This window comes from Myxococcus sp. AB056, from assembly GCF_006547365.1.
In the GTDB taxonomy this organism is placed as follows: Bacteria; Myxococcota; Myxococcia; order Myxococcales; family Myxococcaceae; genus Myxococcus; species Myxococcus virescens.
In genome coordinates, this window is record NZ_VHLB01000037.1 from 56,520 (window position 1) to 75,794 (window position 19,275).

The 19,275-nt window shown below is 68.4% G+C and carries 17 protein-coding genes, 7 tRNA genes and 3 pseudogenes; 19 read left to right on the top strand and 8 right to left on the bottom strand.

The window, feature by feature from the left end; all coding sequences use genetic code 11:
* Window positions 1–361: 361 nt before the first annotated feature.
* From FMP39_RS17945 to FMP39_RS17950, 3 genes and pseudogenes are all read right to left on the bottom strand, one after another.
* A complete protein-coding gene (locus tag FMP39_RS17945) occupies window positions 362–1,840 on the bottom strand; it encodes an FAD-dependent monooxygenase (protein ID WP_141591586.1) in 1,479 nt (492 codons plus the stop codon).
* A 157-nt stretch (window positions 1,841–1,997) separates the two neighbouring features.
* Window positions 1,998–2,153: pseudogene (locus tag FMP39_RS37975) on the bottom strand (IS21 family transposase); the annotation flags it as partial.
* 343 nt (window positions 2,154–2,496) lie between these two features.
* Entirely contained in the window at window positions 2,497–3,264 is a 768-nt protein-coding gene (locus FMP39_RS17950; RefSeq protein WP_141591587.1) for a hypothetical protein, read from the bottom strand.
* 370 nt (window positions 3,265–3,634) lie between these two features.
* On the opposite strand from FMP39_RS17950, the gene FMP39_RS17955 reads away from it, so the two are divergent.
* Genes FMP39_RS17955 through FMP39_RS17970 form a run of 4 tightly spaced genes read left to right on the top strand, consistent with a single transcriptional unit; the run spans window position 3,635 to window position 7,273 of the window.
* The gene (locus FMP39_RS17955) at window positions 3,635–4,207 is read left to right on the top strand and encodes an RNA polymerase sigma factor (protein WP_141591588.1); all 573 of its coding nucleotides are present in this window, start codon (window positions 3,635–3,637) and stop codon (window positions 4,205–4,207) included.
* Window positions 4,208–4,246: 39 nt separating this feature from the next.
* On the top strand, window positions 4,247–4,990 hold the full coding sequence (locus tag FMP39_RS17960) for a hypothetical protein (protein ID WP_141591589.1): 744 nt from the start codon (window positions 4,247–4,249) through the stop codon (window positions 4,988–4,990).
* Window positions 4,991–5,000: 10 nt separating this feature from the next.
* Complete coding sequence (locus tag FMP39_RS17965; RefSeq protein ID WP_368667069.1) at window positions 5,001–6,665, top strand: caspase domain-containing protein; 1,665 nt, start codon at window positions 5,001–5,003, stop codon at window positions 6,663–6,665.
* Entirely contained in the window at window positions 6,665–7,273 is a 609-nt protein-coding gene (locus FMP39_RS17970; protein ID WP_141591591.1) for a carboxypeptidase-like regulatory domain-containing protein, read from the top strand. Before FMP39_RS17965 ends, FMP39_RS17970 begins: the two co-directional genes overlap by 1 nt.
* Before the next feature lie 149 nt (window positions 7,274–7,422).
* Here the strand turns inward: FMP39_RS17970 and FMP39_RS17975 are convergent.
* Window positions 7,423–7,823, bottom strand: a pseudogene (locus tag FMP39_RS17975) (transposase); the annotation flags it as partial.
* On the opposite strand from FMP39_RS17975, the gene FMP39_RS37455 reads away from it, so the two are divergent.
* Together FMP39_RS37455 and FMP39_RS17980 are read left to right on the top strand one after the other, a co-directional pair.
* Entirely contained in the window at window positions 7,771–7,962 is a 192-nt protein-coding gene (locus FMP39_RS37455; protein ID WP_194858445.1) for a hypothetical protein, read from the top strand. The pseudogene FMP39_RS17975 and the gene FMP39_RS37455 sit on opposite strands and share 53 nt — an antisense overlap.
* A gap of 3 nt (window positions 7,963–7,965) precedes the next feature.
* Entirely contained in the window at window positions 7,966–8,445 is a 480-nt protein-coding gene (locus FMP39_RS17980; protein ID WP_141591592.1) for an integrase core domain-containing protein, read from the top strand.
* Between the two features lie 43 nt (window positions 8,446–8,488).
* On the opposite strand, the gene FMP39_RS17985 is transcribed toward FMP39_RS17980, so the two are convergent.
* Together FMP39_RS17985 and FMP39_RS37980 are read right to left on the bottom strand one after the other, a co-directional pair.
* Window positions 8,489–9,253 carry a hypothetical protein gene (locus tag FMP39_RS17985; protein WP_228558080.1) on the bottom strand — a complete coding sequence of 255 codons (765 nt, stop codon included), beginning with the start codon at window positions 9,251–9,253 and terminating at the stop codon, window positions 8,489–8,491.
* A 360-nt stretch (window positions 9,254–9,613) separates the two neighbouring features.
* Window positions 9,614–9,895, bottom strand: a complete 282-nt coding sequence (locus FMP39_RS37980; RefSeq protein ID WP_228558081.1) for a hypothetical protein — start codon at window positions 9,893–9,895, stop codon at window positions 9,614–9,616.
* Window positions 9,896–10,298: 403 nt separating this feature from the next.
* Here FMP39_RS37980 and FMP39_RS37460 point away from each other — a divergent pair, with 403 nt between their 5' ends.
* The 11 genes from FMP39_RS37460 to FMP39_RS18040 all read left to right on the top strand — a co-directional run bounded on the left by FMP39_RS37460 (window position 10,299) and on the right by FMP39_RS18040 (window position 15,779).
* Window positions 10,299–10,457, top strand: coding sequence for a hypothetical protein (locus tag FMP39_RS37460; RefSeq protein WP_194858444.1), 159 nt, complete (start codon window positions 10,299–10,301; stop codon window positions 10,455–10,457).
* Between the two features lie 94 nt (window positions 10,458–10,551).
* Window positions 10,552–10,637 (top strand) — tRNA-Tyr (locus FMP39_RS17995).
* 44 nt (window positions 10,638–10,681) lie between these two features.
* Window positions 10,682–10,752 (top strand) — tRNA-Ile (locus FMP39_RS18000).
* 76 nt (window positions 10,753–10,828) lie between these two features.
* Window positions 10,829–10,899 (top strand) — tRNA-Lys (locus FMP39_RS18005).
* Window positions 10,900–10,917: 18 nt separating this feature from the next.
* Window positions 10,918–10,993 (top strand) — tRNA-Gln (locus FMP39_RS18010).
* A 133-nt stretch (window positions 10,994–11,126) separates the two neighbouring features.
* A tRNA-Ala gene (locus tag FMP39_RS18015) sits at window positions 11,127–11,197 on the top strand.
* A 10-nt stretch (window positions 11,198–11,207) separates the two neighbouring features.
* Window positions 11,208–11,281, top strand: a tRNA-Leu gene (locus FMP39_RS18020).
* 21 nt (window positions 11,282–11,302) lie between these two features.
* Window positions 11,303–11,845 carry an HNH endonuclease gene (locus FMP39_RS18025; RefSeq protein WP_140853324.1) on the top strand — a complete coding sequence of 181 codons (543 nt, stop codon included), beginning with the start codon at window positions 11,303–11,305 and terminating at the stop codon, window positions 11,843–11,845.
* 164 nt (window positions 11,846–12,009) lie between these two features.
* Window positions 12,010–12,096, top strand: a tRNA-Ser gene (locus FMP39_RS18030).
* A gap of 134 nt (window positions 12,097–12,230) precedes the next feature.
* A complete protein-coding gene (locus FMP39_RS18035; RefSeq protein WP_141591594.1) occupies window positions 12,231–12,839 on the top strand; it encodes a cytochrome C in 609 nt (202 codons plus the stop codon).
* A gap of 117 nt (window positions 12,840–12,956) precedes the next feature.
* Window positions 12,957–15,779, top strand: a complete 2,823-nt coding sequence (locus tag FMP39_RS18040) for an AAA family ATPase (protein WP_141591595.1) — start codon at window positions 12,957–12,959, stop codon at window positions 15,777–15,779.
* A 15-nt stretch (window positions 15,780–15,794) separates the two neighbouring features.
* Here the strand turns inward: FMP39_RS18040 and FMP39_RS18045 are convergent, their stop codons facing one another.
* A complete protein-coding gene (locus FMP39_RS18045; protein WP_090484401.1) occupies window positions 15,795–16,367 on the bottom strand; it encodes a hypothetical protein in 573 nt (190 codons plus the stop codon).
* A gap of 213 nt (window positions 16,368–16,580) precedes the next feature.
* Between FMP39_RS18045 and FMP39_RS18050 the strand changes: the two genes are divergently transcribed.
* The gene (locus FMP39_RS18050; protein WP_228558082.1) at window positions 16,581–17,795 is read left to right on the top strand and encodes a polysaccharide deacetylase family protein; all 1,215 of its coding nucleotides are present in this window, start codon (window positions 16,581–16,583) and stop codon (window positions 17,793–17,795) included.
* Between the two features lie 28 nt (window positions 17,796–17,823).
* Here FMP39_RS18050 and FMP39_RS18055 read toward each other — a convergent pair whose 3' ends face one another.
* Entirely contained in the window at window positions 17,824–18,723 is a 900-nt protein-coding gene (locus tag FMP39_RS18055) for a MaoC/PaaZ C-terminal domain-containing protein (protein ID WP_141591597.1), read from the bottom strand.
* Between the two features lie 146 nt (window positions 18,724–18,869).
* On the opposite strand from FMP39_RS18055, the pseudogene FMP39_RS18060 reads away from it, so the two are divergent.
* Window positions 18,870–19,275 (top strand): annotated as a pseudogene (locus tag FMP39_RS18060) (serine/threonine protein kinase); the annotation flags it as partial.

Below are 19,275 nucleotides of genomic sequence, written 5' to 3' on the forward strand. Positions count from 1 at the left end.
GGTCAAAGAAAGACAAGGGCTGTGCCTACCCAACACTCGGTCGCTGCGTCATGCGTACGTCAAGGCGAGTGAGCGCGGTGAGCACGAGGCTGGCGAATTCCCGTAGCGGCGAAGCAGACAGCTCACCCGTCATGCCGCTCCTGAGAGCCCCCCTAGAGCGCCAAGACTCCGCAGAGCGCCCGCCCCTCGTGGAGCTGCCGGGCCCCTCGGGGGGCCCCCCTGTCAAGCGACACGCACGGCGGCCCCCTATGCGACCGCAATGCTGACCCGGGAGGTCTTCCGGAACAGGCCTCCGGAGCTCATGCTCCTCCTGGGACGCTCGGCGCTCGCTCCGCGTCTCCCAGGAGGCAAGCGAAACGCGTTACGTCGCACGCGGCGGCCCGAACCATCGGGTCAGGGCCTCACGCAGCCCCTCGTCCGTGCCCTCCCCGACCCACGCCACGTGTCCGTCCGGTCGAATCAGCACCGCAACGGGCGCCGTGACCGCGCCGAGCGCCGGGAGCTCCCACTCCCCCGTGTAGCGAGCAGCGACACTCCGAACCCGGTCCCCCCAAGGCGTGATGTCGAGAGTGCCGGGCTCGCCCAGGTTGAGCAGCACTGGCCGCGCGTCGTGCAACAGGTGGAACACGCGCCGCGGGCCGTCGGCGGTGACCAGGTCGAGGTCCGGCATGCGGCGCCCGAGCAGCGGGTGTCCGTTGCCCAGGTCGTAGTGGACATCCAGCCCCGACATCATCGCCGCGTACTGCTTGCGTGGCCCGTCCATCTGCAGCAGCTCAGCCAGCGTCTCGCGCACGGCGTCCATCCGCGCGTCACCGCGACTCAGCGCGGTCTGCGCCATGGTCTTCCGCAGCGCACGGGCCGCGACGGGGTGCCGCTCGGCCTGGTACGTGTCGAGCAGGTTCTCCGGCGAGACGCCGCGCACGACCTGGGCCAGCTTCCACCCCAGGTTCACGGCATCCTGCACACCGAGGTTGAGCCCCTGTCCGCCCATCGGCGAATGCACGTGGGCCGCGTCGCCGGCCAGGAGCACCCGCCGGTCCCGGTAGGACGCCGCCTGCCGCGTCATGTCGGTGAACCTCGAGAGGTGCGTGGCGCTGCGCAGGCCGTAGTCCGTCCCGTAGAGCGCAACGAGCCCCTCGCGCAGCCCCTCGAGGGTCGGCGCGTCGCCCGTGCCGACCCGCTCCTCTCTCAACACGACGCCCACGCGTCCGTCCTCCAGCTTGCCCATGGCGTAGGTGCCCTTCTCGTCCCGGCGAATGCCGAACGCCGGCGCTCCGGTCATTTCGACCTCGGCGATGAGGTAGCTGATCGACGCGTCCCACCCCGGGAATTCGATGCCTGCCGCCTTGCGGACGAGGCTGCGCCCCCCGTCGCACCCGACGAGGTACTTCGCCCGCAACACACGGCCGTCGGACAGCTCGACGTCGACGCCGGTGTCGTCCTGCGTGAAGCCCGTCACCTCGCACCCACGGTAGATGGGCACCGCCAGTTCACCCACCCACTCCGCCAGGATGCGCTCGAAGCACTCCTGTAAGAGCGCGAGCCCATGGTTGTGCCGCGTCGGGAAGTCGCTGAGGTCCAAATGCGCCTGCCCGAACGCGACATTCTGGACCGCTTGCCCTTGCGAGGTGAAGCGCTCGACGACCCCACGCTGATCGAGCACCTCCAGGCTGCGCGCGTGCAGGCCCCGCGCGCGCGAGCCGGCGACCTCCTGACTGGCGCGCCGCTCGACGATGGCAACGTCCACCTGAGCCAACGCCAGCTCCGCCGCCAGCATCAGCCCGGTCGGGCCCCCTCCAGCAATCACCACTGCGTGCTGTGTCACCACGTCCGCGTGCATTTCTCGGCCCTCCCGCTCCTGGATTGAAACGGGCGATGGTGGAGCACGACCGGGGGGGCTTGCGGCAATACCCGGGGTCTGGCATTTGCTGGCAGTGGATAGAGCGGAGAGGGCTGCCATGGGTACTCCCACGGCCCGTCGCGGATCCGGAAAGCTCGGACGCCTGCCCCTCCAGCCAGCCCTCCTGACGCTCGGACAGGAAGGCTTTGACGAAGAGGCGCCCGGAGTACGAGAGGTCGGCCACGAGGAAGTGCACCCGCACCTTGTGGCCTGCGATGGACACGAGCTTCCGGCCGAAGTCCACCTGCCGTTCGAGGGCAACGGGAGAGTCGAGAAGCTGAAGCGCCTGATGCTTGCGGAACATTCGGCCCGATTGAGACCAACCAGGTGTCTCAACAATCCGGCGCGGAACACCCGCAACCACCGCTGCCGGACCATGAACCAACTCATGGCCCGGGTGCATGCCTACCTCTCCGCTCGCAATGCCCAGCGCTCCGCCAGTCCACTCCTGCGACGAGTCGACTTCAGGCGCACATCCTGAGGCCGTTCGAGAATCACGAACCTTGGAAGACATGCCACATTCGCGGCTGAGCGCCACAAGGACACGGCCCGCTCCTCACGCAATCGAGGGGCGGGCCGCTTCGACTCAGGCGGACTCAATCATCATTGGTGTCGTTGTTGTCGTCGTCATCCTCGTTGCTATCCATGTCGTCGTCGTCGAAGGCGTCGATGGAGCGGCGGAGGTTGTTCTCGATCGTGGAGCGCGCAGACTCATTGCGCGGGTCCAACCGCTGACCATTGTCATCGACGAACCAGCCAGTTGGGTCGATGTTGATGGTGATGTTCGGCTCCTCGCCCTGCTTCACCTCGAAGTGGGCCTCGCGCTCCTGCTCCACGCGGATGCTGGAGACAAAGCTGAAGGGCAGGCCATCGATGTGGCCGTCGATGACCACGGACGCGCCGAGCTGTGCGAGTTCCTTGAGCGCGGAGTCTTCACCTGCCTCGGTGGTGGACACCTTGCCGATGTCGAACTCGATTTCATCGAAGATGCCGGGCTCCACCTGGAGGTTGCCTACGCGGATGACCTTGCCGTTGAGGTCCTCCGCCGACATGTCGATGAGGAACGGGCCAATCTCCTGCTCGGAGTCGTCGTCGTGCGAGCCCGGACGGTCGTCATCCGGTCCACTCCGCTGCCCGTCATCGCTGTCGTCGCCCTCGTGCTCCAGTTCCAGTTCGCGAACAGAGAGGCGGACGCGGTCGATGGTGATGCCGGTAGACGCCTCGAGCTGCTGGGCGACCTTGCCGGGAACGGCTTGGGCCCTACTCGAGGCGCCCACGCGGGCGCTCAATCCGACCTTGACGGTCTCCTCACTGCCGCACGCCGAGAGCAACATGAGGGACGTGAACAAGCCAATGAATCGCATACCTTTCATCTCCTGGTGGCGAGGGGAGCTGGCGCGCGGCGCCTCCGGCCTGGGGCCGCCCGAAAATCCCCGGTCTGAAAATGAAGGAGCACCGAGGCGCTTATCGGCCACATCGCGACGCGTCGTGCTCGTGCGAGTGGGACGGGGTGTGGCCGATAGTCAGCTCGTGACTCCTTCCTTGCAGGCGGGGTACTGACTGGGGAGACATGTCTTGTGTGCGTGCCTGGAGGATGGAGTGCGTCCGGTGGACCGGAGCATCCCGCGTGTGGGCCATGGCGCACGCATGTGGAGCAGGCAGCCACGTCGAGTCCATGTGGGACCTCCACGGGGGGCGAGTGGCTTCTCGTGGTATGGGCGAGGGGAACATCTCGTGACGGAGGGGGAGCTCTCCACCTGCATCCAGCGGGCGACCCGAGGCGCGCAGGATGCCCACCGGGAGCTGTACCAGCGATTCCATGGGTCCGTGCGTCGCGCCGCGCTGGGTTACTCCGCGCTGGGGCCCGCGGAAGTGGAGGACGTGGTTCAGGAGACCTTCGTTCGTGCCTTCCGGGAGCTGCCACGGCTCCAGCACCCGCGCGCCTTTGGAAGCTGGCTGGTGACGATTGCGCGGCACCATGCGCAGGCGCTCAGTCGGGGCGCGCAGGTCCGAGGTCGCGCGGCGGAGGACTTGGCGCTGGAGTTGGCGACGACGACGCCCGCGCATCCTCCATTCCTGGAGCTGGAGCGGCGCGTGGCGGTGGTGCGCGAGCTCATCGAGTCGCTGCCGGAAGGCCCCGAGAAGGAGACGGTGCGTCTCTTCTATCTGGAGGGGGAACTGAGCGCGCGGGAGATCGCCGAGCGCCTGGGGTTGGGCAAGAGCGCGGTGACGATGCGCCTGGAGCGCTTTCGCGCGCGGGTGAAGCGTGAGTTGCTTGCGCGGCTGTTGGCCGCGGGAGTGGGATGAGCCATGAGCGACGCGGGCAGACACCTAAATGCGCGCAACTTGCGGGCCCTGCAAGACAAGTCACCCGACGAGGTGGCGTACTTCGCCGACCACCTGTCGAGGCCCTGTGAGGTGTGCGAGGCGTTCCTCGCGGGGGCGGACGCGGAGCCCGTGTTCGGCTTGGACGCGATGGCGGATGAGGCGCTCGGGGCGCTCACGCCCGCGCGCGAGGACGCGCTGGGCTGGGCACGGCTGCGCCGCCGCCTGGTCGCCCCCCGCCGCGTGTGGTTCTCCGGCGCCGTGGCCGTGGCCGTCGCGGCCGTGGTCGCCTTCACGATCCACCCGGAGCTGCTGACGGGTTCGCGCGAAGGGCCGTCGCAGCGACTGAAGGGTGGCGCGGTGATGTCGCTGGAGCTGACAGCGGTCGCGCAACTACCGGATGGGAGCCTGCGCGCGGTGACGGAGGACGCCGTGCTCCCCTCGGGCGCGGTGGTGCTCGTGCGCTACCGCTCCAGCGAGGTCGCCGACGCGCTGCTCGTGTTGGAGTCTCCAGACGGGCCCGCGCAGATGCTGGGCGGATACACGCTGCAGGCGGGCACGCATGACCTGAGCGAAGAGGGCGAGCTGGCGGGCGTCTCCTTGGAAGGTGAGCAGGGGCCCAGGGCGCTGGTGCTGGCCGCGTGGCCACGTGGCCCCTACTCCGAGGCCGCGCGGGGCGCGGCGCTGGCCCAGCGGCAGGTGCCCGAAGACGCGACCCAGGCCCGACTCCGGTTGCGTGTGGATCCGGGGTATGTTGTCCCCTGAGCGTGTGTGCGTGAACCGTCCCGGCCTCCACGTCGTCCTGTGGCTCGCCCTCCTGTCACTCTCCGCCTGTACTGCCGTCAGCACGGGGGAGAAGGGGCGGGCGGTGCGGATGCGCCTGGATTCGGCGGAGCTCGCGTCGGCGCACGAGGGCGAGCGGCACGCGCTTCTCATCGGCGTCAACCACTACGATGACGAGTCCTGGAACGACCTGCGTTACCCGGGCAAGGACGCGGAGGATCTGGGGCGCGCATTGGCGGACCCGAGTCGCGGGGGCTTCCACTCGGTGATGGTGCTGAGCCGCCCCGAACAGACCACGCGCGCGGCGGTGCTGGATGCGCTGCGGGCCCTCGCGGCGCGTCCCTGGCGGCCGAAGGATGTGGTGGTTGTCTATGTCTCGGGCCACGGAACGCTCGCGCGCGACGCGCGAGGAGACCTCCAGCGCTACCTGGTGATGCGTGACACCCGCTTCCGGGACGTGCAGGGCACGGGCTTGGAGATGGCGGCACTGGAGCGGGAGTTGGAGCGGCTGGCCTCGCGCAGGCGGGTGCTGGTGCTGGCCACGTGTCACAGCGGGACGGGCAAGTCGCTGCTGCCCCCGGCGGTGCTCGACGAACTGGAGCGCACCAAGGCCGCGTTCCTTCCGCGTCCGCTTGAAGAGGACAGTCGCGCCTCGCTCATCCTGTCCGCCAGTGACTGGGGCGAGGCGGCGCGCGAGGACGACGCGCTCGCCAACGACATCTACACGCACTTCTTCATCCAGGCGCTTGACGGCCGCGGAGACCGCAACCGGGATGGCGCGGTGAGCGCCACCGAGGCGCACGACTGGGCGCGCCGCCACACGTGGACCTATACCCAGGGCCGCCAGCGCCCGAGCGCGCGGATGACGGAAGTGGGCGCGGACCCGGTGCTGCTCGCCGGCACGCTGACGAGGCCTGGACAGCCGGAGGTCTTCTCCTACAGCCCGCGCCTGGAGGGCTTCACGCTCAAGGTGGATGGCGTGGACGCGGGCGAACTGCCCGGCGGCGTGGCGCTCCCAGAGGGCAGGCGCAAGCTGGGGCTGCATAAGGGCGGCGAGCTGTTGTGGGAGGACACCGTGGCGCTCCAACCTGGTGAGCGGCGCGCGCTGGATTCGCTGCTGCGTGAGCTGGCGGAGGGCGACCGTCGCACCGTCTCCCTGGAGGTGGGCGCGCTGGGATTCCTCGATGGACGCAACCGCCGCGAGGTGCTCCCGCCCACGGTGATGGCGGGAGCAGGCCTGCGGCTGAGCGGAGTGCTGCTGGAGCAGCGGCTGGATGTCGGGGTGGACCTGGTGGTGGGGGAAGGGCGTCAGGCACTCAGGCTCGACGTGGGAGGCACGGTGCCGGTGCGCCACCGCGCGGTGATGCTGGGTGTGACGGTGGGGCCCTCGTGGGAGTGGGGCCGGCTGGGGGTGTCTACAGGGCCGCGTGTGGCCGCTTTGTGGCTGGAGCGCTCCTTCCAGTTGGACCTATTGAGCCAGGACGAGCGCTACCTCACGGTGTGGCCTGGCTGGATGGGGGGAGTCTCATGGCGCATAGGAGCCCGGCTGGTGCTGGAGGCGAAGGGCCAGTTGCTCTGGGCCTATATCCCGGTGGACGGCCGCACCCGCGTGGTTGGCTTCGGTGGCCTGTCGCTGAGTGGAGGGTATCGCTTCTGATGCGTGCGTCGAGACATCCGTCGTTCCTGGCGATGGCGGCGCTGTCCGTCGCAGGAGCCTGTGGCGGCTTCAACAACGGGCCCTTGGAGGCGGGCATCGTGCGCGGGCGAATCCTCGACGTCGAGGCCGACGTGGCGGTGGTGAGCGTGTTCGGCAAGCCCGACCTACGCGCGAGCGTGTCCCCGGACGGGCGCTTCGAATTGAGGGACGTCCCCGCCACCTCCGTGGAGTTGTTCCTGGTGGCCTCGCGAACCCGGGCTGCCCGCACGAAGGTGCTGGCACAGGGCGCTCGCATCATCGACGTGGGCACTATCGACGCGCCCCTGGGTGGCTTCATCACCGTGCGCGTGCGTGACAGCCGGGGCGACGTGCCGCCGCGCGCCAAGGTGGAGGTGGACGAAACCGTGTTCGATGACCTGGAGGTGGACGCATCGAGCGGCGAGGTGCGCATCGGTCCTTTGCCTGCGGGCTGCTACACGCTGGAGGTCGAGGGGGACGAGCACGACAAGACGGACGAAGGCGTCTGCGTCCGTGAAGGGGAGGAGTTGGTGCGCGAGGTCGTCTTGGGCAACGATGACCCCGGGGGGGATGACGACGGCGGGGACTAACACGACTGCGTCAGGGGCCCGAGGGGCGGACGGGGAGGCCGAGCAGGCGAGGTGAGGTGCGGTGGTGGTTGGTGCGGTGGCAGGTGGGACAGCGCGGCTGAAGCTGCCCCGATTTCGTGGCTCTCCCGCATTTTATGTGAAGGGTAGGCTCAGGCGGCCAGCAGCACGCGGCGACGCAGCAAGTTGAAGCTGGCGCGGCCGTACATCTGACGTTTGAGGAACTTGAGCTTCGTGATTTGCCCCTCCGCCTGGGCGTTGCTCCAGCAGGTGGTCAGCGCGGCCCGGACGGCATCGCCATCCTGCTCAAGCCCCTGCGCGAAGGTCTCCACCGCGCGTACTCCACACGTGCGCGCCTCGGCCAGCCACTGCTCGAAGGTGGCGCACGAAGAGGTCGGCTTGGCACCGCGCGTAACGCCGCGTTCGCGTACCAGTTCGCAGAAGCGACGTGCCAGCGCCCGACGCGAGCGGCTTCTGCATCCTGTTCGAGACGAGCCAGTGTGGCTGCCTCTGTGGGGAGGAGCGCGGACTACGGCTGGACGCAGAGCCAGGCTGTTGATGGTCCCCAGGAAGCGTGGATTTCTGGTCATGGACAACCGGGCCGAGCCCGCCGGGTGCTGGGTCCTCGCCACCATGACGGCATCATCACCACCGACAAGCCCGACATCATGTGGGGCACCGACGCCACCTGAACGGTGACGACGCTGGAGGGCCAGGCCACCGTCTTCATCGCCGTCGACCACGGCACCGCCGAGTGTGTCGGCATCCACAAAGCCAATGTGGGCACCCGTTTCGAGGACCTCGAGCCCATTCGCCAGGACGTCAAGGCGCGCTTCGGTGCCTGCGGCCGGGGTGTGGCGTCGGGGCCAACCATTCGCCACGACAACGGCAGTCAGTACACCTCCGACGCTTTCCAGGACGAGCTGCGCTTCCTGGGCGCCGCGTCCAGCCCATCCTTCGTCCGCAGTCCCGAGGGCAATGGCTGCGCCGAGCGCTTCATCCGCACGATCAAGGAGCAACTGCGCTGGGTACGCACCTTCGCCACTGTGGAAGAACTCCGGCGGACCCTGCGGCAGTGGGCTCACCGGTACAACGAGCACTGGCTGCCGGAGCGTCACAACTTCCTCTCGCCCAGTCAGGCCCGGCGGGAACTAATGCAGAAGCAAGCGGCCTGATTACGACCAACCTGGTGTCTCAACAACCCGGTGCGGTACACTGTCAGGACTCGACGATGAACGTGGTGTAGTCCACTCCGGTATTGCCGGTGATGGGGTCGTATGCAGTCACGGTGACTTCGTAGATACCCAGCTGCTGGACGGACAGCGCTGCCTCGAAGGTGCTGGTCTTCCCGGCGTACTTCAGGGGGAGCTGGGTGAGCGGCTTCCCGTTGTGCTTCACCGTGGCCTGCAGTTCATACCGGTTGGAGTCCCAGAGCCCCTTGGGCTCGGTAGGGCAGCCACACATGAGCGTGAGGTTGGCGCGAAGAGGAAGGGTGAGTTTCTTGTCGGCCGGGAGCTTGAAGAACTCGTGAGCTGACGGGGTCACCACCTTCATCACGAAGCCGGGCAGCTCCAGGATGAGGCCATCGCCCTCGATGTGTTTGCCGGGCAGCATCCAGAGTTGGGTCGTGCTGGTGGCGAGTGCCTGCCGCTGCGCGAGGGGCCCGGACACCTCCACGGTCACCAGCCGCGGCTCGGTGAGGTCCAGGGTGGCCGTGAACTTCGCGGATGACTCATCCGCGAGCGGCGCCCCCCGCACTTGTGGCTGCTTCATCAGCGTCTGCGTGTTGCCTGTCGAGCCGGCTGTGACGCCGCTGACCAGCACCTGGCCGGACTGCGCATCCCGGAGCACCACCCGCACGCCTCCCATGGACGTCCCGACGAACTTGCCGTCCCGAGCGAGAGCCCTCACGACCAGTCGTGTCTCGGCTGCCAGGGCCGTCGTGGAGAACAACAGCAGGGTCCAGAGAATGAGGCTTCGCATGACTTGCTCCGTGTCGGAAGGTCTTGAGCGGAGCCGCATAACACGGCACGCGCACGAGCGTCGCAGGCCCGGGTGGAGAAACGCCTCGAGGCGGCACTGACGGTCGGACCTCGCGAGTGAGGAGTCGCTCGTTCAGCGCTGATTCCCCCGCGAACGTCTTTCCGAGCGTCCACGTCCGCCCGCCCGATGGCGCGGCGGAGTCGGCGAAGGAGCGCACGTCGGGATTGGATTCGGCGAGGCTGCTGGAGAGGACCTTCTCGGACGGTTTCACCGAGAAGCTTCCCTCTGTCCTGCACGCCCCTCTTCACCGACTCCACACGACTCGGGACTTGGCCGGCACGAGGGCCGTCAACGCGGAGTCTAGGGCTCCTGGCTTGTCAGGGGCGGGCTGACACCCTCGATGCGCGTATGACCGTCCTTTCCGACCTCCAATCGGACGTGCGTCTTGCCAGCGGCGTCGCGGATCTCCACGGTCGCGACGCCGCTCTCGTTGACACCGAGGGTGATGCGCTCCTGGGGGGAGTTCCCATCGTTCGAGCGAAGTTGAATCGAGGGCCTCCCGCGGATGGTTGAGACACACACGGCCTCATAGCCCTCCGCGCTGTCGAAGCACAGTCCGTGGAAGCCTCGCTCGTCCAGCATTCCAATCCCTCCCATCTCCTGGCCCGACGGGCCCAGGAACTGAAGTCCATAACCGGGCGCGGCACGTGGCCCCGGGAGGGGGGCCCCGATGCGGACACGTGTCTGTCCTTGCGCGTCCACAATGTTCAATTCTCGAAGGTTCATGGATGTCGGTGGCGCCTGCTGCGTGCACGAGGCGAGCGCACCCGCCAGCAAGACGACACCGCCGGCCCACGAGGATTTGCCAAATGCACCACGCATGGAGGGCGACCTTTCTGGTTGAGAACCGACAAGGGGGTTCTGCATCGGCAGCATGAAGGCGCACCGAGCTCTATCGCAAGCACCATGCGACACTCCGTGCCACCGAGCCTTGTCAGGAACGAAAATCACCGGACGTAAGGTCTCCTCGAAAGGAGCGGCGGCCATGACGACGTTGACGATGCAGACGAACCCGATGAAGCGCAGCTATCGCAACAACCTCTGGTCCCAGCTCGACGCCGCCTCCAGCTCCCTTGTGAGCTTCGATTCGAAGTGCATCGTGGGATTTGACCGGATTGGCGGCCATCCGCCCGTACCCTGCTGAAGCTCGCGCTCCGTCACCGGCGCGCCAAGCCACGCAGAGGCCGGGCTCCCATCCAGGGGACCCGGCCTCTCGGCTTTCAGGGCCCCGCTCCTCCGGGGACGTAGAGCGTTAGGGGAGACGCGCGGGCCTGTAGAGCCCGAGCCCGACAGGGCCCGCTGGGTTCAACTCCCAGCGTCCCCATGCAGCACGAGCGTGGCCCGCCACGCCCGGTCGCACACACCTCACGGGGTATCGCTCAAGGGTAGGGCACTCGTCTGATACGCGAGAAATCTCGGTTCGAGTCCGAGTACCCCGACAGACAGGCTATCTGACAACTGAATCGTCGTGATGAATGCATGCCGTCTGCTCTTTCCTGGGGCGGCACACAACACACCTCCGTAGCTCATTGGTAGAGCATCTGCCTCTTAAGCGGACGGCGAGGGTTCGAATCCCTCCGGAGGTATCTGAAGCAGCAGCACATACCGGAGTCGTCTAACCAGCAAGGATGGCGGACTCTGACTCCGCAGGTGCAGGTGCAAAGCCTGCCTCCGGTTCCACCTTTCACCCCCTCAGAGCGTTTGCGCGCTCCTTGGGGAGCAGTTCGTCATAGGCCGCGCTTTGGGAGCAGCTTGGACTCCAAATCCGCGCATGCAGGGTTCGATTCCCTGGCGGCCTGCTCTTGCAGCACATGGGTACGTAGCTCAAGGGGAGAGCACTCGGCTTGCACCCGAGGGATCCGGGTTCGAATCCCGGCGAATCCACTTCACCAACGCCGGAGTAGCCCAATTGGCAGAGGCACCAGGTCGAGAGCCTGGAGGGTGCGGGTTCGACTCCCGCTTCCGGCATAACCCACGAGGCATCGTGTCATGGAGACGCTGGTCCTGAGTCAGTCTTTCGAACCTGTCGCACGTGTTCCCTGGCAACGCGCGGTGATGCTCATCTTCCAGGGCAAGGTCGAGGTGGTCGAGGAGTACGAGGACCGCGTCGTGCGCTCGGTGACGGTGGAGATTCGCATGCCCTCCGTCATCCGCTTCATCCGAGGCCTGCGCCGGCGGCCCAAGGGTGTGAAGTTCAGCCGGGAGAACGTCTACCTGCGGGACAACTGCCGCTGCCAGTACTGCGGCATCAAGGTGACGCGCCCGGAGGCCACGTATGACCACGTCCTGCCGCGCGCACAGGGTGGCAAGACGAGCTGGGAGAACATCGTCATCGCGTGCGTGCCCTGCAATCAGAAGAAGGGCAACCGGACGCCGGAGCAGGCCCGCATGGCCCTGCGCACGGCGCCCATGAAGCCGAAGAAGGTGCCCGAGGCGATGCACCTGACGTTCCTGTTCGAGAAGGGCATGCCCATGTCCTGGGCGAAGTTCCTCAGGGACGTCGCCTACTGGCACGTGGAACTGCAGGAGTAAGGCCGTGGGGGAAAGGGGAGCCACCCGAGGTGGCTTCCGCCTCCTGAGTGTTCCGCCCCGGCGGTGGATGCACTCGGAGGTCCGGGAGTCCGCCAGAGGCGGCTCCCACCCCGACAGCCGCCCCGCGCGCCAGCAGGCGGGATGTCGCTGCTGGCGGTTTTTCTGGAAGCTGAACTGGCGATGGCGCCAGGCCCCGCTGCTAACGGGTGCGAGCCACTCTTCGGCCCGAGGTTCGAGTCCTCTGGCTTCCGCTATGTATGCCCACCGCTCCGCGGGCCACACGGGACTGTCCGCAGCGTGACGTGATGCGACACCGGCACGCAGCATGGCCGTGCGCCCGGGCGTCCCTACGCTCCCGCCACCGGCCAAACAAGGGGACGGACACATGATGCATGCGCGGATGGGACGGTGGGTGACGGCGGGCTGGGTCCTCCTGGGCATCACGGGAGGTGTCGGCGTTGGCTGCGGGTCGAATGACTCCGCCCAGAAGGAGCCTCCCGGAGGAGAGCAGGCCCAGATTCCGGTGGGCGCCGAGGACCAGGAGCGCATCGACATCGGGCTTCGAATCTCGCCCGTGCCGTTGAAGCTGGAAGGCCTGGACCGGAACCTGGTGGGATTGGGGAGCTACATCCTCAATGCCCAGGCCGGCTGTAGCGACTGTCACACCCAGCCGGGCTATCTCCCCGGAGGCGACCCGCATCAGGGCGAACCCGAGCAGATCAACACCACGAACTTCCTCGCGGGAGGAAAGCCGTTCGGTCCAGGCCTCGTCTCCTCCAACATCACCCCGGATGCGCAGGGTCTCCCAGGCGGCAAGACCTTCGAGGCGTTCCTGGCGCTGATGCGGACAGGCCGTAAATCCGGAGCCATCATCCCGGTGATGCCCTGGCCCACCTACGCGAAGATGCGCGACCAGGACCTGAAGGCCGTCTACGAATATCTCCGGGCCATCCCCCCGGCCCAGCCAGGAATGGCCCCGCCGCCAGCCCCTTGAGCGGGGCCGTCACGGCCGCGTCCCCTTCGGGGCACGCATTTGACCGGGATTGCGCGCTCACCCCCACGGTTCAAGGGGGTTAGAGTGCGCTCCCGGCGAGGGGGCGGCAGACGAGACATGGCGACGAGGAAAAGCGAGGACCAGGAGCGGCTCATCGACCGCGACCTCACCGCGCTAGCGCGGGAGGGAAAGCTACCGGCCGCACACGGCGTGGATGCCGCCGTCACGGAGGTGCTGGGCCTGCTCACGCGGGGCGGCAAGCATCCCCTGCTGGCTGGTGAGCCCGGCGTGGGAAAGAGCGCCCTGGTGCAGGAGGTGGCCCGGCGCATCGCCGAAGGCCGCGTGGACGCCGAGCTGGCGAATGCACGGGTCGTGGAGGTGTCCGTCGCCAACATCCTGGCGCGCAGCACCCAGCGCCAGGCGGCGGAGAGCTTCGAGGAGCTGCTGGCCTACCTCGCCCGGCACCCCCGCCCCATCGTCTACATCCGGGACCTGCCCGCGGCCCTCGGTGGCCCGCTGGCGCCCGTCGCCGTGCGCGGACTGCGCACCGGGGGCCTGCGCTTCATCTTCGAGACAGAGCCCAAGCGCGTGCAGGAGCTGCTTCGCTCCGATGAGGCGCTGGCCGAGCGGCTCCACCTGCTGCCCCTGCATGAGCCTCCGATGGAGAAGGCCCGCTGGGTGCTGGGCCGCGTGGCGGAGGAGCTGGAGCGCGAGCTGCGGCTGCCCATCGACCCGGCGGCGTGCGACCTGGCGCTGCGCCTGTCGTCCAAGTTCCTGCTCGCGCAGCGCATGCCGCGCAAGGCCATCGAGCTGCTGAAGGAGACAGCCGCGGAGGCGGCCAGCGCGGCCAAGGACCATGTGGGTCCCGAAGACGTACTCACCCGCTTCTGCGCGGCCACGCGGCTGCCTCGCTTCGTCGTCGACGACGCGATGCCGTTGGACCTCGATGAGACAGAGCGCTTCTTCGGCGAGCGGCTGCTGGGACAGACGGACGCAGTGGGCGCGGTATTGCGCTCGGTGGCGCTGCTCAAGGCCGGCCTCAACGATCCGCGCCGCCCCCTGGGCGTGTTCCTCTTCGCGGGTCCCACGGGCGTGGGAAAGACGCAGCTGGCCAAGCTGCTGGCGGAGTACCTGTTCGGCTCGGCGGACAGGCTGGTGCGCCTCAACATGGCGGACTACCCCAACGACGGTGACGAGAGCGTCCCCTTCGGCGCCACCTGGGCCCCAGCCCTGGAGACACGGCGGGGAGAGCTGAGCGCCCTGCTGGACGGCAAGGTGTTCACCGTGCTGCTGCTCGACGAGTTCGAGAAGGCGGCGCGCAGCGTCCACGACCGCTTCCTCCAACTCTTCGACGAGGGCACCTTCGTCAACGGGGCCGGCGAGACGGTGTCGTGCAACAACACGCTCATCGTCGCCACGTCCAACGTGGGCGCGGAGGTGTATCGCGAGTCCGGCATGGGCTTCACGGGCGCGCGCCGCGCGGAGGAGATGGTCCCCGAGGTCGACCGGCGCATCGGAGAGGCGTTCCGTCCGGAGTTCCTCAACCGCTTCGACGCCATCTGCCACTTCCGGCCCCTGTCCAAGGTGGACATCCGGAAGATTGCGCAGCGCGAGGTCGGCCGCGTGCTGGAGCGCGAGGGTATCCGCGCGCGCGCCCTGGACGTGGAGGTGACGCCCGCGGTGGTGGACCTGCTCGTGGAGCGGGGGTACTCGCCCCAGTTCGGCGCGCGCTACCTGCAGCGTGAAATCGAGAAGACGCTCACCGCGGCGCTGGCCGTGGAGATTGCGCGCAGGCCGCTGCCTCCGGGCACGCCCGTCCGCGTCGAGGCCCGCCTGGGCGGCCGCGTCACCGCCGTGGCGGAGCCCGCCGCGCCGCCGCCCTCCCCCACCGCGCAGTTGCTGCTGCCGTCCGCTCGCGCGGCGCCGGTGAAGCGGCGGCTGGACCGCAAGTCACTCCTGTTCGAGATGGACCGCCTGGTGGGCAAGGCGCGCGCCCTAGCGGACTCCGCCGGCCGGCCGCAGTTGGAGCAGCGCCGCGCGGAGCTGCTGGCGGAGACGCAGGCGCCCAACCTCTGGGACGACCCCACGCGTGCCGCCGAGGTCATCCGCGCCTTCCGCACCGTGGAGGCGCAACTCAACGAACTGGAGCGGCTGGAGGCCGCGGGCCTGTTCGCGCGGCGGCTGGTGCGGGAGGCGAAGAACGAGGTGCAGCTCGGCTCCGCGGCGCGGCAGGTGGAGGACGTGGCGCGCGAGGTCCAGATGGCGGAGGCCCTGCACGCCTCCGGGGCCACCACCCAGGACACCGAGGCACTGGTGGACATCTGCGCCAGTGACTCGGCGGAGGCCCAGGCGACCTGGGTGCAGGAGCTGGCCACCATGTACCTGGGCTGGGCCCAGCGGCGCGGCTACGAGGCGGTCGCGGTCGCCGAGGCGGAGGAGCCCTCGCGCGTCGTCGTGCGAATCGCCGGCCCGGGAGCATATGGCTTCCTCGCGGGCGAAGCGGGCATGCACCGGCGGCTGGAAGACGAGAAGCGCCAGCGCGCCTACGTGCGCGTCCACCGCGGCGGCTCGATCTCCGAGGAGGAGCTGGCCTACCTGGAGGTCCAGGGCCGGCCCATGAAGAGCCACGAGGGCGCCTACCTCCAGCGCGTCCGCACCGAGGTGACGGTGAAGGACGAGTCCTCCGGACGCGTACTCACGCTCACTGGCGCCACGGAGATCGACGAACTGAAGGACATCGCCGCGCGTGTCGTCTACGGCCAGGGCAGCAACACAGACGAGGCACGGCGTTACTACCTGGGACGGGGCGCCCGGGTGGAGGACCCGCGCACTGGCGCCGGCACCCCGCGCGTGAAGGACGTCCTGCGCGGCGAGCTGGACGTCTTCATCGCCGCGTGGATTACACGGCCCCCCACCGAGCCCCCAGCGCCCGGCAGCTGAGCGGGGCGCGAGGCGTCAGCGGGACATGTCCACGACTCGGAGCGTCGAAAGGCCCTCCGAGGCCGAGGCCATCGTCTGGCCGAGCTTGCGGGCACTCTCTGGGAAGGGGCCCCGTGCCAGCTCCCGCCCCGACGGGCTCAGCACCTTGGCGACGACCTGGCCGAACCCCTTCTTCAGCCCCATGGCTTGGTGCGGCTCGCCCTTGGCATCCGCCACCATGAAGAGCGACGACTCCAGCTCGGGAGGCGGCGCCTCGCCGTGCTGACGGAAGATGTTCCGCATGTGCTCGATGGACTCGCGGTGGCTCTTCTTGATTTCGCCCCGCGCCATGCCCTTGAAGAGGCCGGGGACGTCCCGCAGGTCCACGTGAATCAGGACAATGGGCCGCTCCTCGCGCAGGTCGTAGATGAACGAGTAGGCGTGCTGGCGCAGCTCATCCCGAGAGCCCCGGTTGGCGTACAGCACCAGGGTGGGCCGCCCCTTGCCGACGGGGACCTCACGGCCGAATACGTCCTTCAGCTCGGCGGCCTGAGAGGGAATCGCTCCCAACAAGGCCAACAGACATGCGAGCGCGGCGACTTTCTTCATGCAGCGAGTTCCTTTTCCAAGGGCCTACAGTGGCTCAGACGAACACGGGGCACCCCTATTCGAATCCCTTCCCTCGCCCTGGCGTCGGCGTGATGCACCTGCCACGTCCACGCCACTTGCCCAGGGGGCCCGGCCGGTTGCCTGGCGTCCGTTCCGTCTGGTATCGGATTCATCATGCCGCACGAGGCTGACTCGCCGCGGTGGGGGAAATCCATGTCCAGACCGCACGGGGTGTTTCGAAGGTTCGTCTCGCTGCTCCTCCTGTCCCTGGCGCCACCCGCGTTCGCCTCGGCGCCCTTCACCGAGGGGATGGTCACCATCACCCTGGACGACGGCTGGGCCACACAGTTCTCGCTGGCCCGCCCCGAGCTCAACGCGCGGAACATCCCCGCCACCTACGGCCTCGTCACCCTGGCCATCCACGAAGGCTGGGGTGGCTACATGTCGCTGACGCAAGCCCAGACGCTCGTCACCGAGGGCAATGACATCGCCAGCCACACGCTGACACACCCGGACCTGACGTCGCTGTCCCCAACGCAGCTCGCGGCCGAACTCCAGGACTCTCGTGCCTGGCTGGAGAGCGCGCTGGGCCTGCCCGCCGTCCCCAATCTCGTGGTGCCGTATGGCCTGCAGAACGGCCCGGTGCTCGACGCCATCCGCCAGCATTACGCCAGCAGCCGCACGGTGAACGCGGGCCGCAACTTCCGCGACACCGTCGTCTACGAACTGCGCGCCAATGACGTGGCCCGCACCGTTCCAGTCAGCACCGTCCAGGGCTGGGTGGACCAGGCCATCGCGGAGAAGAGCTGGCTCATCCTCGTCTTCCACGAGTTCGTCAACGGCACGCCGACCCGTGACACCCAGTACGAAACGACCCACTTCGCGGACATCCTCGACTACGTGCAGACGCACGGCGTGCGCACCGTGACGCTGGCCGAAGGACTGGCACTGACGGAGGGGCGCACCGAACCCGACCTGACCACGGGCATGTTCGTCTACACCGACGCGCTGCAGAACGGCTTCGCCAACTGGAGCTGGGCGGACCACTCACTCGACGAGACGGGAGTGGTCCATGCGGGCTCGGCCGCCATCCGCTTCGAGCCGGACACGTGGAATGGCCTGCTCTTCCATCACCCTGGCCTGGACCTGGCGCAGTATCAATCCATCCGCTTCTGGGTCCACGGCGGTACCGCGGGAGGACAGGCGGTGCGGCTGGTGCTCCACGATGGCACGCAGATGCTTGGCACCACCCGCCTGGACACCGCGCTGGGGGCGCCCATCGCTCCCGGAGTCTGGCAACAGGTGACGATTCCCCTCTCCAGCATCGGGGCCACCACGGGCACGCTGCGGGACATCTACTTCCAGGACGACTCCGGCACGGACCAGCCGGCGCTGTACCTGGATGACGTGTTGCTCGTGCCGCAGTGACGCCCTCGGTCCCGCGCCGGGCGCATCGTCACCGCGCTGGCGCCGCGCCCGGTGACAGGCGGCCCAGCAAGTGGAGCTGGCCGTCCTCCGCCATCACCCGGTAGGCAACGGCGCCCTCGGGCTGCGGGGCGGTCTGGAAGATGACCCGAGAAGGCAGCAGGAGCGGACGGCGGAACTCCGAGGACAACGTGAGCGCGGGAGCCTCCGCGGCCTCGCCCATCTCCGCCACGCAGCGGCCCACGGTCCACATTCCATGGACGATGGCGCGGGGAAAGCCGAAGGGGCGCGCCGTGAAGCCATACAAGTGGATGGGGTTGTAGTCGCCCGAGGCCCGGGCGTAACGGCGGCCCGCGTTCTCCGGGACGGACCAGTTGGCCGGACGACTGTTGGCGAAGACGTGCGCCTCGTCGGAGGAGGGAGGACGCCCCGCCTCACGTGGCCGCTCCCCCATTCCAGGCAGGCGGCGGAGCATCGTGGTGACGGCGCTCCACACCTGCGCGCCGTCCGACTCCACCACGGTGTGCAAATCCAGCTCGCGCCCCTGCCGTGCCTCACGCTGACCTTCGACCCAGGCATGGACGGAGAGCCGGGCCCCGGCGTGCAGGCGGTGATGCTGCTGGATGTGATTGCGCACGTGCACCATGCCCAGCAACCGGTAGGGGAACGCCGGGTGGTTGAGCAACGTGAGGTGCAACGACGTCGCGAGCACCTGAGGGAAAGGCAGCGGCAGGTAGCCATCCTCGGGAAACCCACACACCTCCCGGTAGCGGGCCAGTTGTCTGGCGTCCGGAGTGAAGCCTTTCACCCGCACATCCAGGCGAGGCACCTCTCCGGGCCGCGAGGGCCGGCGGGCCACGGCGGCACGCAGCAATTCCTTGGCGAGCAGCGGGGGCTGGGAGAGCTCGAGCGAGGGCGAAGTGTGGGACACGTTGGGACTCCAGGATGACGCAGCCAGACGTACCGCATGGCAGCACGCGCGGCCTCCGGCGTGAAGCAGAGAGTCCAAGAAAGGGCCGCTTGGCATGAAAAGCCCCCCTTTCTCGGGGACACGGAGCGTGGGAGAACGTTGCCTCCGTGTCCTGCTTTGACGAAATCACCGCGCGGGCGCTCGCCGCTGGACAGCTTCATGCTTCGGAATCCAATCCATTGCGCAGACATGCGGAAGGTTGCCGCAAGTGCGCCCAGTTGCTGGCGCGGGTGACGCCGCCTGGCGCGGCGGCGCAACGCACCGCCGCCGCGCAGGAGCTCTCGAAGGACACGTCCACCCTGACGGCGGGTCGTGGTGATGACGACACGCTCCCCACCGAGCCCATCCGGGTGGAGAACCGGCCCATGGCCCGTGCGCCATCACCGTCGCCATCGGGCTCCAAGCCCTCCGAACGGCCCGCCCGCCCCGCCAGCCGCCAGACCGAGCACGCCACCCACCTGGACAGGCCTCCCAAGGCGACGGTGCCGGCCGCTGAGGCCCACCCCCCGGAGC

Excerpts from the sequence above, each read along its gene's own strand:
- FMP39_RS17950 (WP_141591587.1), bottom strand. The coding sequence starts at position 3,264 with ATGCGATTCATTGGCTTGTTCACGTCCCTCATGTTGCTCTCGGCGTGC.
- FMP39_RS17985 (WP_228558080.1), bottom strand. The coding sequence starts at position 9,253 with ATGCGAAGCCTCATTCTCTGGACCCTGCTGTTGTTCTCCACGACGGCC.
- FMP39_RS37460 (WP_194858444.1), top strand. The coding sequence starts at position 10,299 with ATGACGACGTTGACGATGCAGACGAACCCGATGAAGCGCAGCTATCGC.
- FMP39_RS17945 (WP_141591586.1), bottom strand. The coding sequence starts at position 1,840 with ATGCACGCGGACGTGGTGACACAGCACGCAGTGGTGATTGCTGGAGGG.
- FMP39_RS37980 (WP_228558081.1), bottom strand. The coding sequence starts at position 9,895 with ATGCTGGACGAGCGAGGCTTCCACGGACTGTGCTTCGACAGCGCGGAG.
- FMP39_RS18050 (WP_228558082.1), top strand. The coding sequence starts at position 16,581 with ATGTCCAGACCGCACGGGGTGTTTCGAAGGTTCGTCTCGCTGCTCCTC.
- FMP39_RS18045 (WP_090484401.1), bottom strand. The coding sequence starts at position 16,367 with ATGAAGAAAGTCGCCGCGCTCGCATGTCTGTTGGCCTTGTTGGGAGCG.
- FMP39_RS17970 (WP_141591591.1), top strand. The coding sequence starts at position 6,665 with ATGCGTGCGTCGAGACATCCGTCGTTCCTGGCGATGGCGGCGCTGTCC.
- FMP39_RS18025 (WP_140853324.1), top strand. The coding sequence starts at position 11,303 with ATGGAGACGCTGGTCCTGAGTCAGTCTTTCGAACCTGTCGCACGTGTT.
- FMP39_RS18040 (WP_141591595.1), top strand. The coding sequence starts at position 12,957 with ATGGCGACGAGGAAAAGCGAGGACCAGGAGCGGCTCATCGACCGCGAC.
- FMP39_RS18035 (WP_141591594.1), top strand. The coding sequence starts at position 12,231 with ATGATGCATGCGCGGATGGGACGGTGGGTGACGGCGGGCTGGGTCCTC.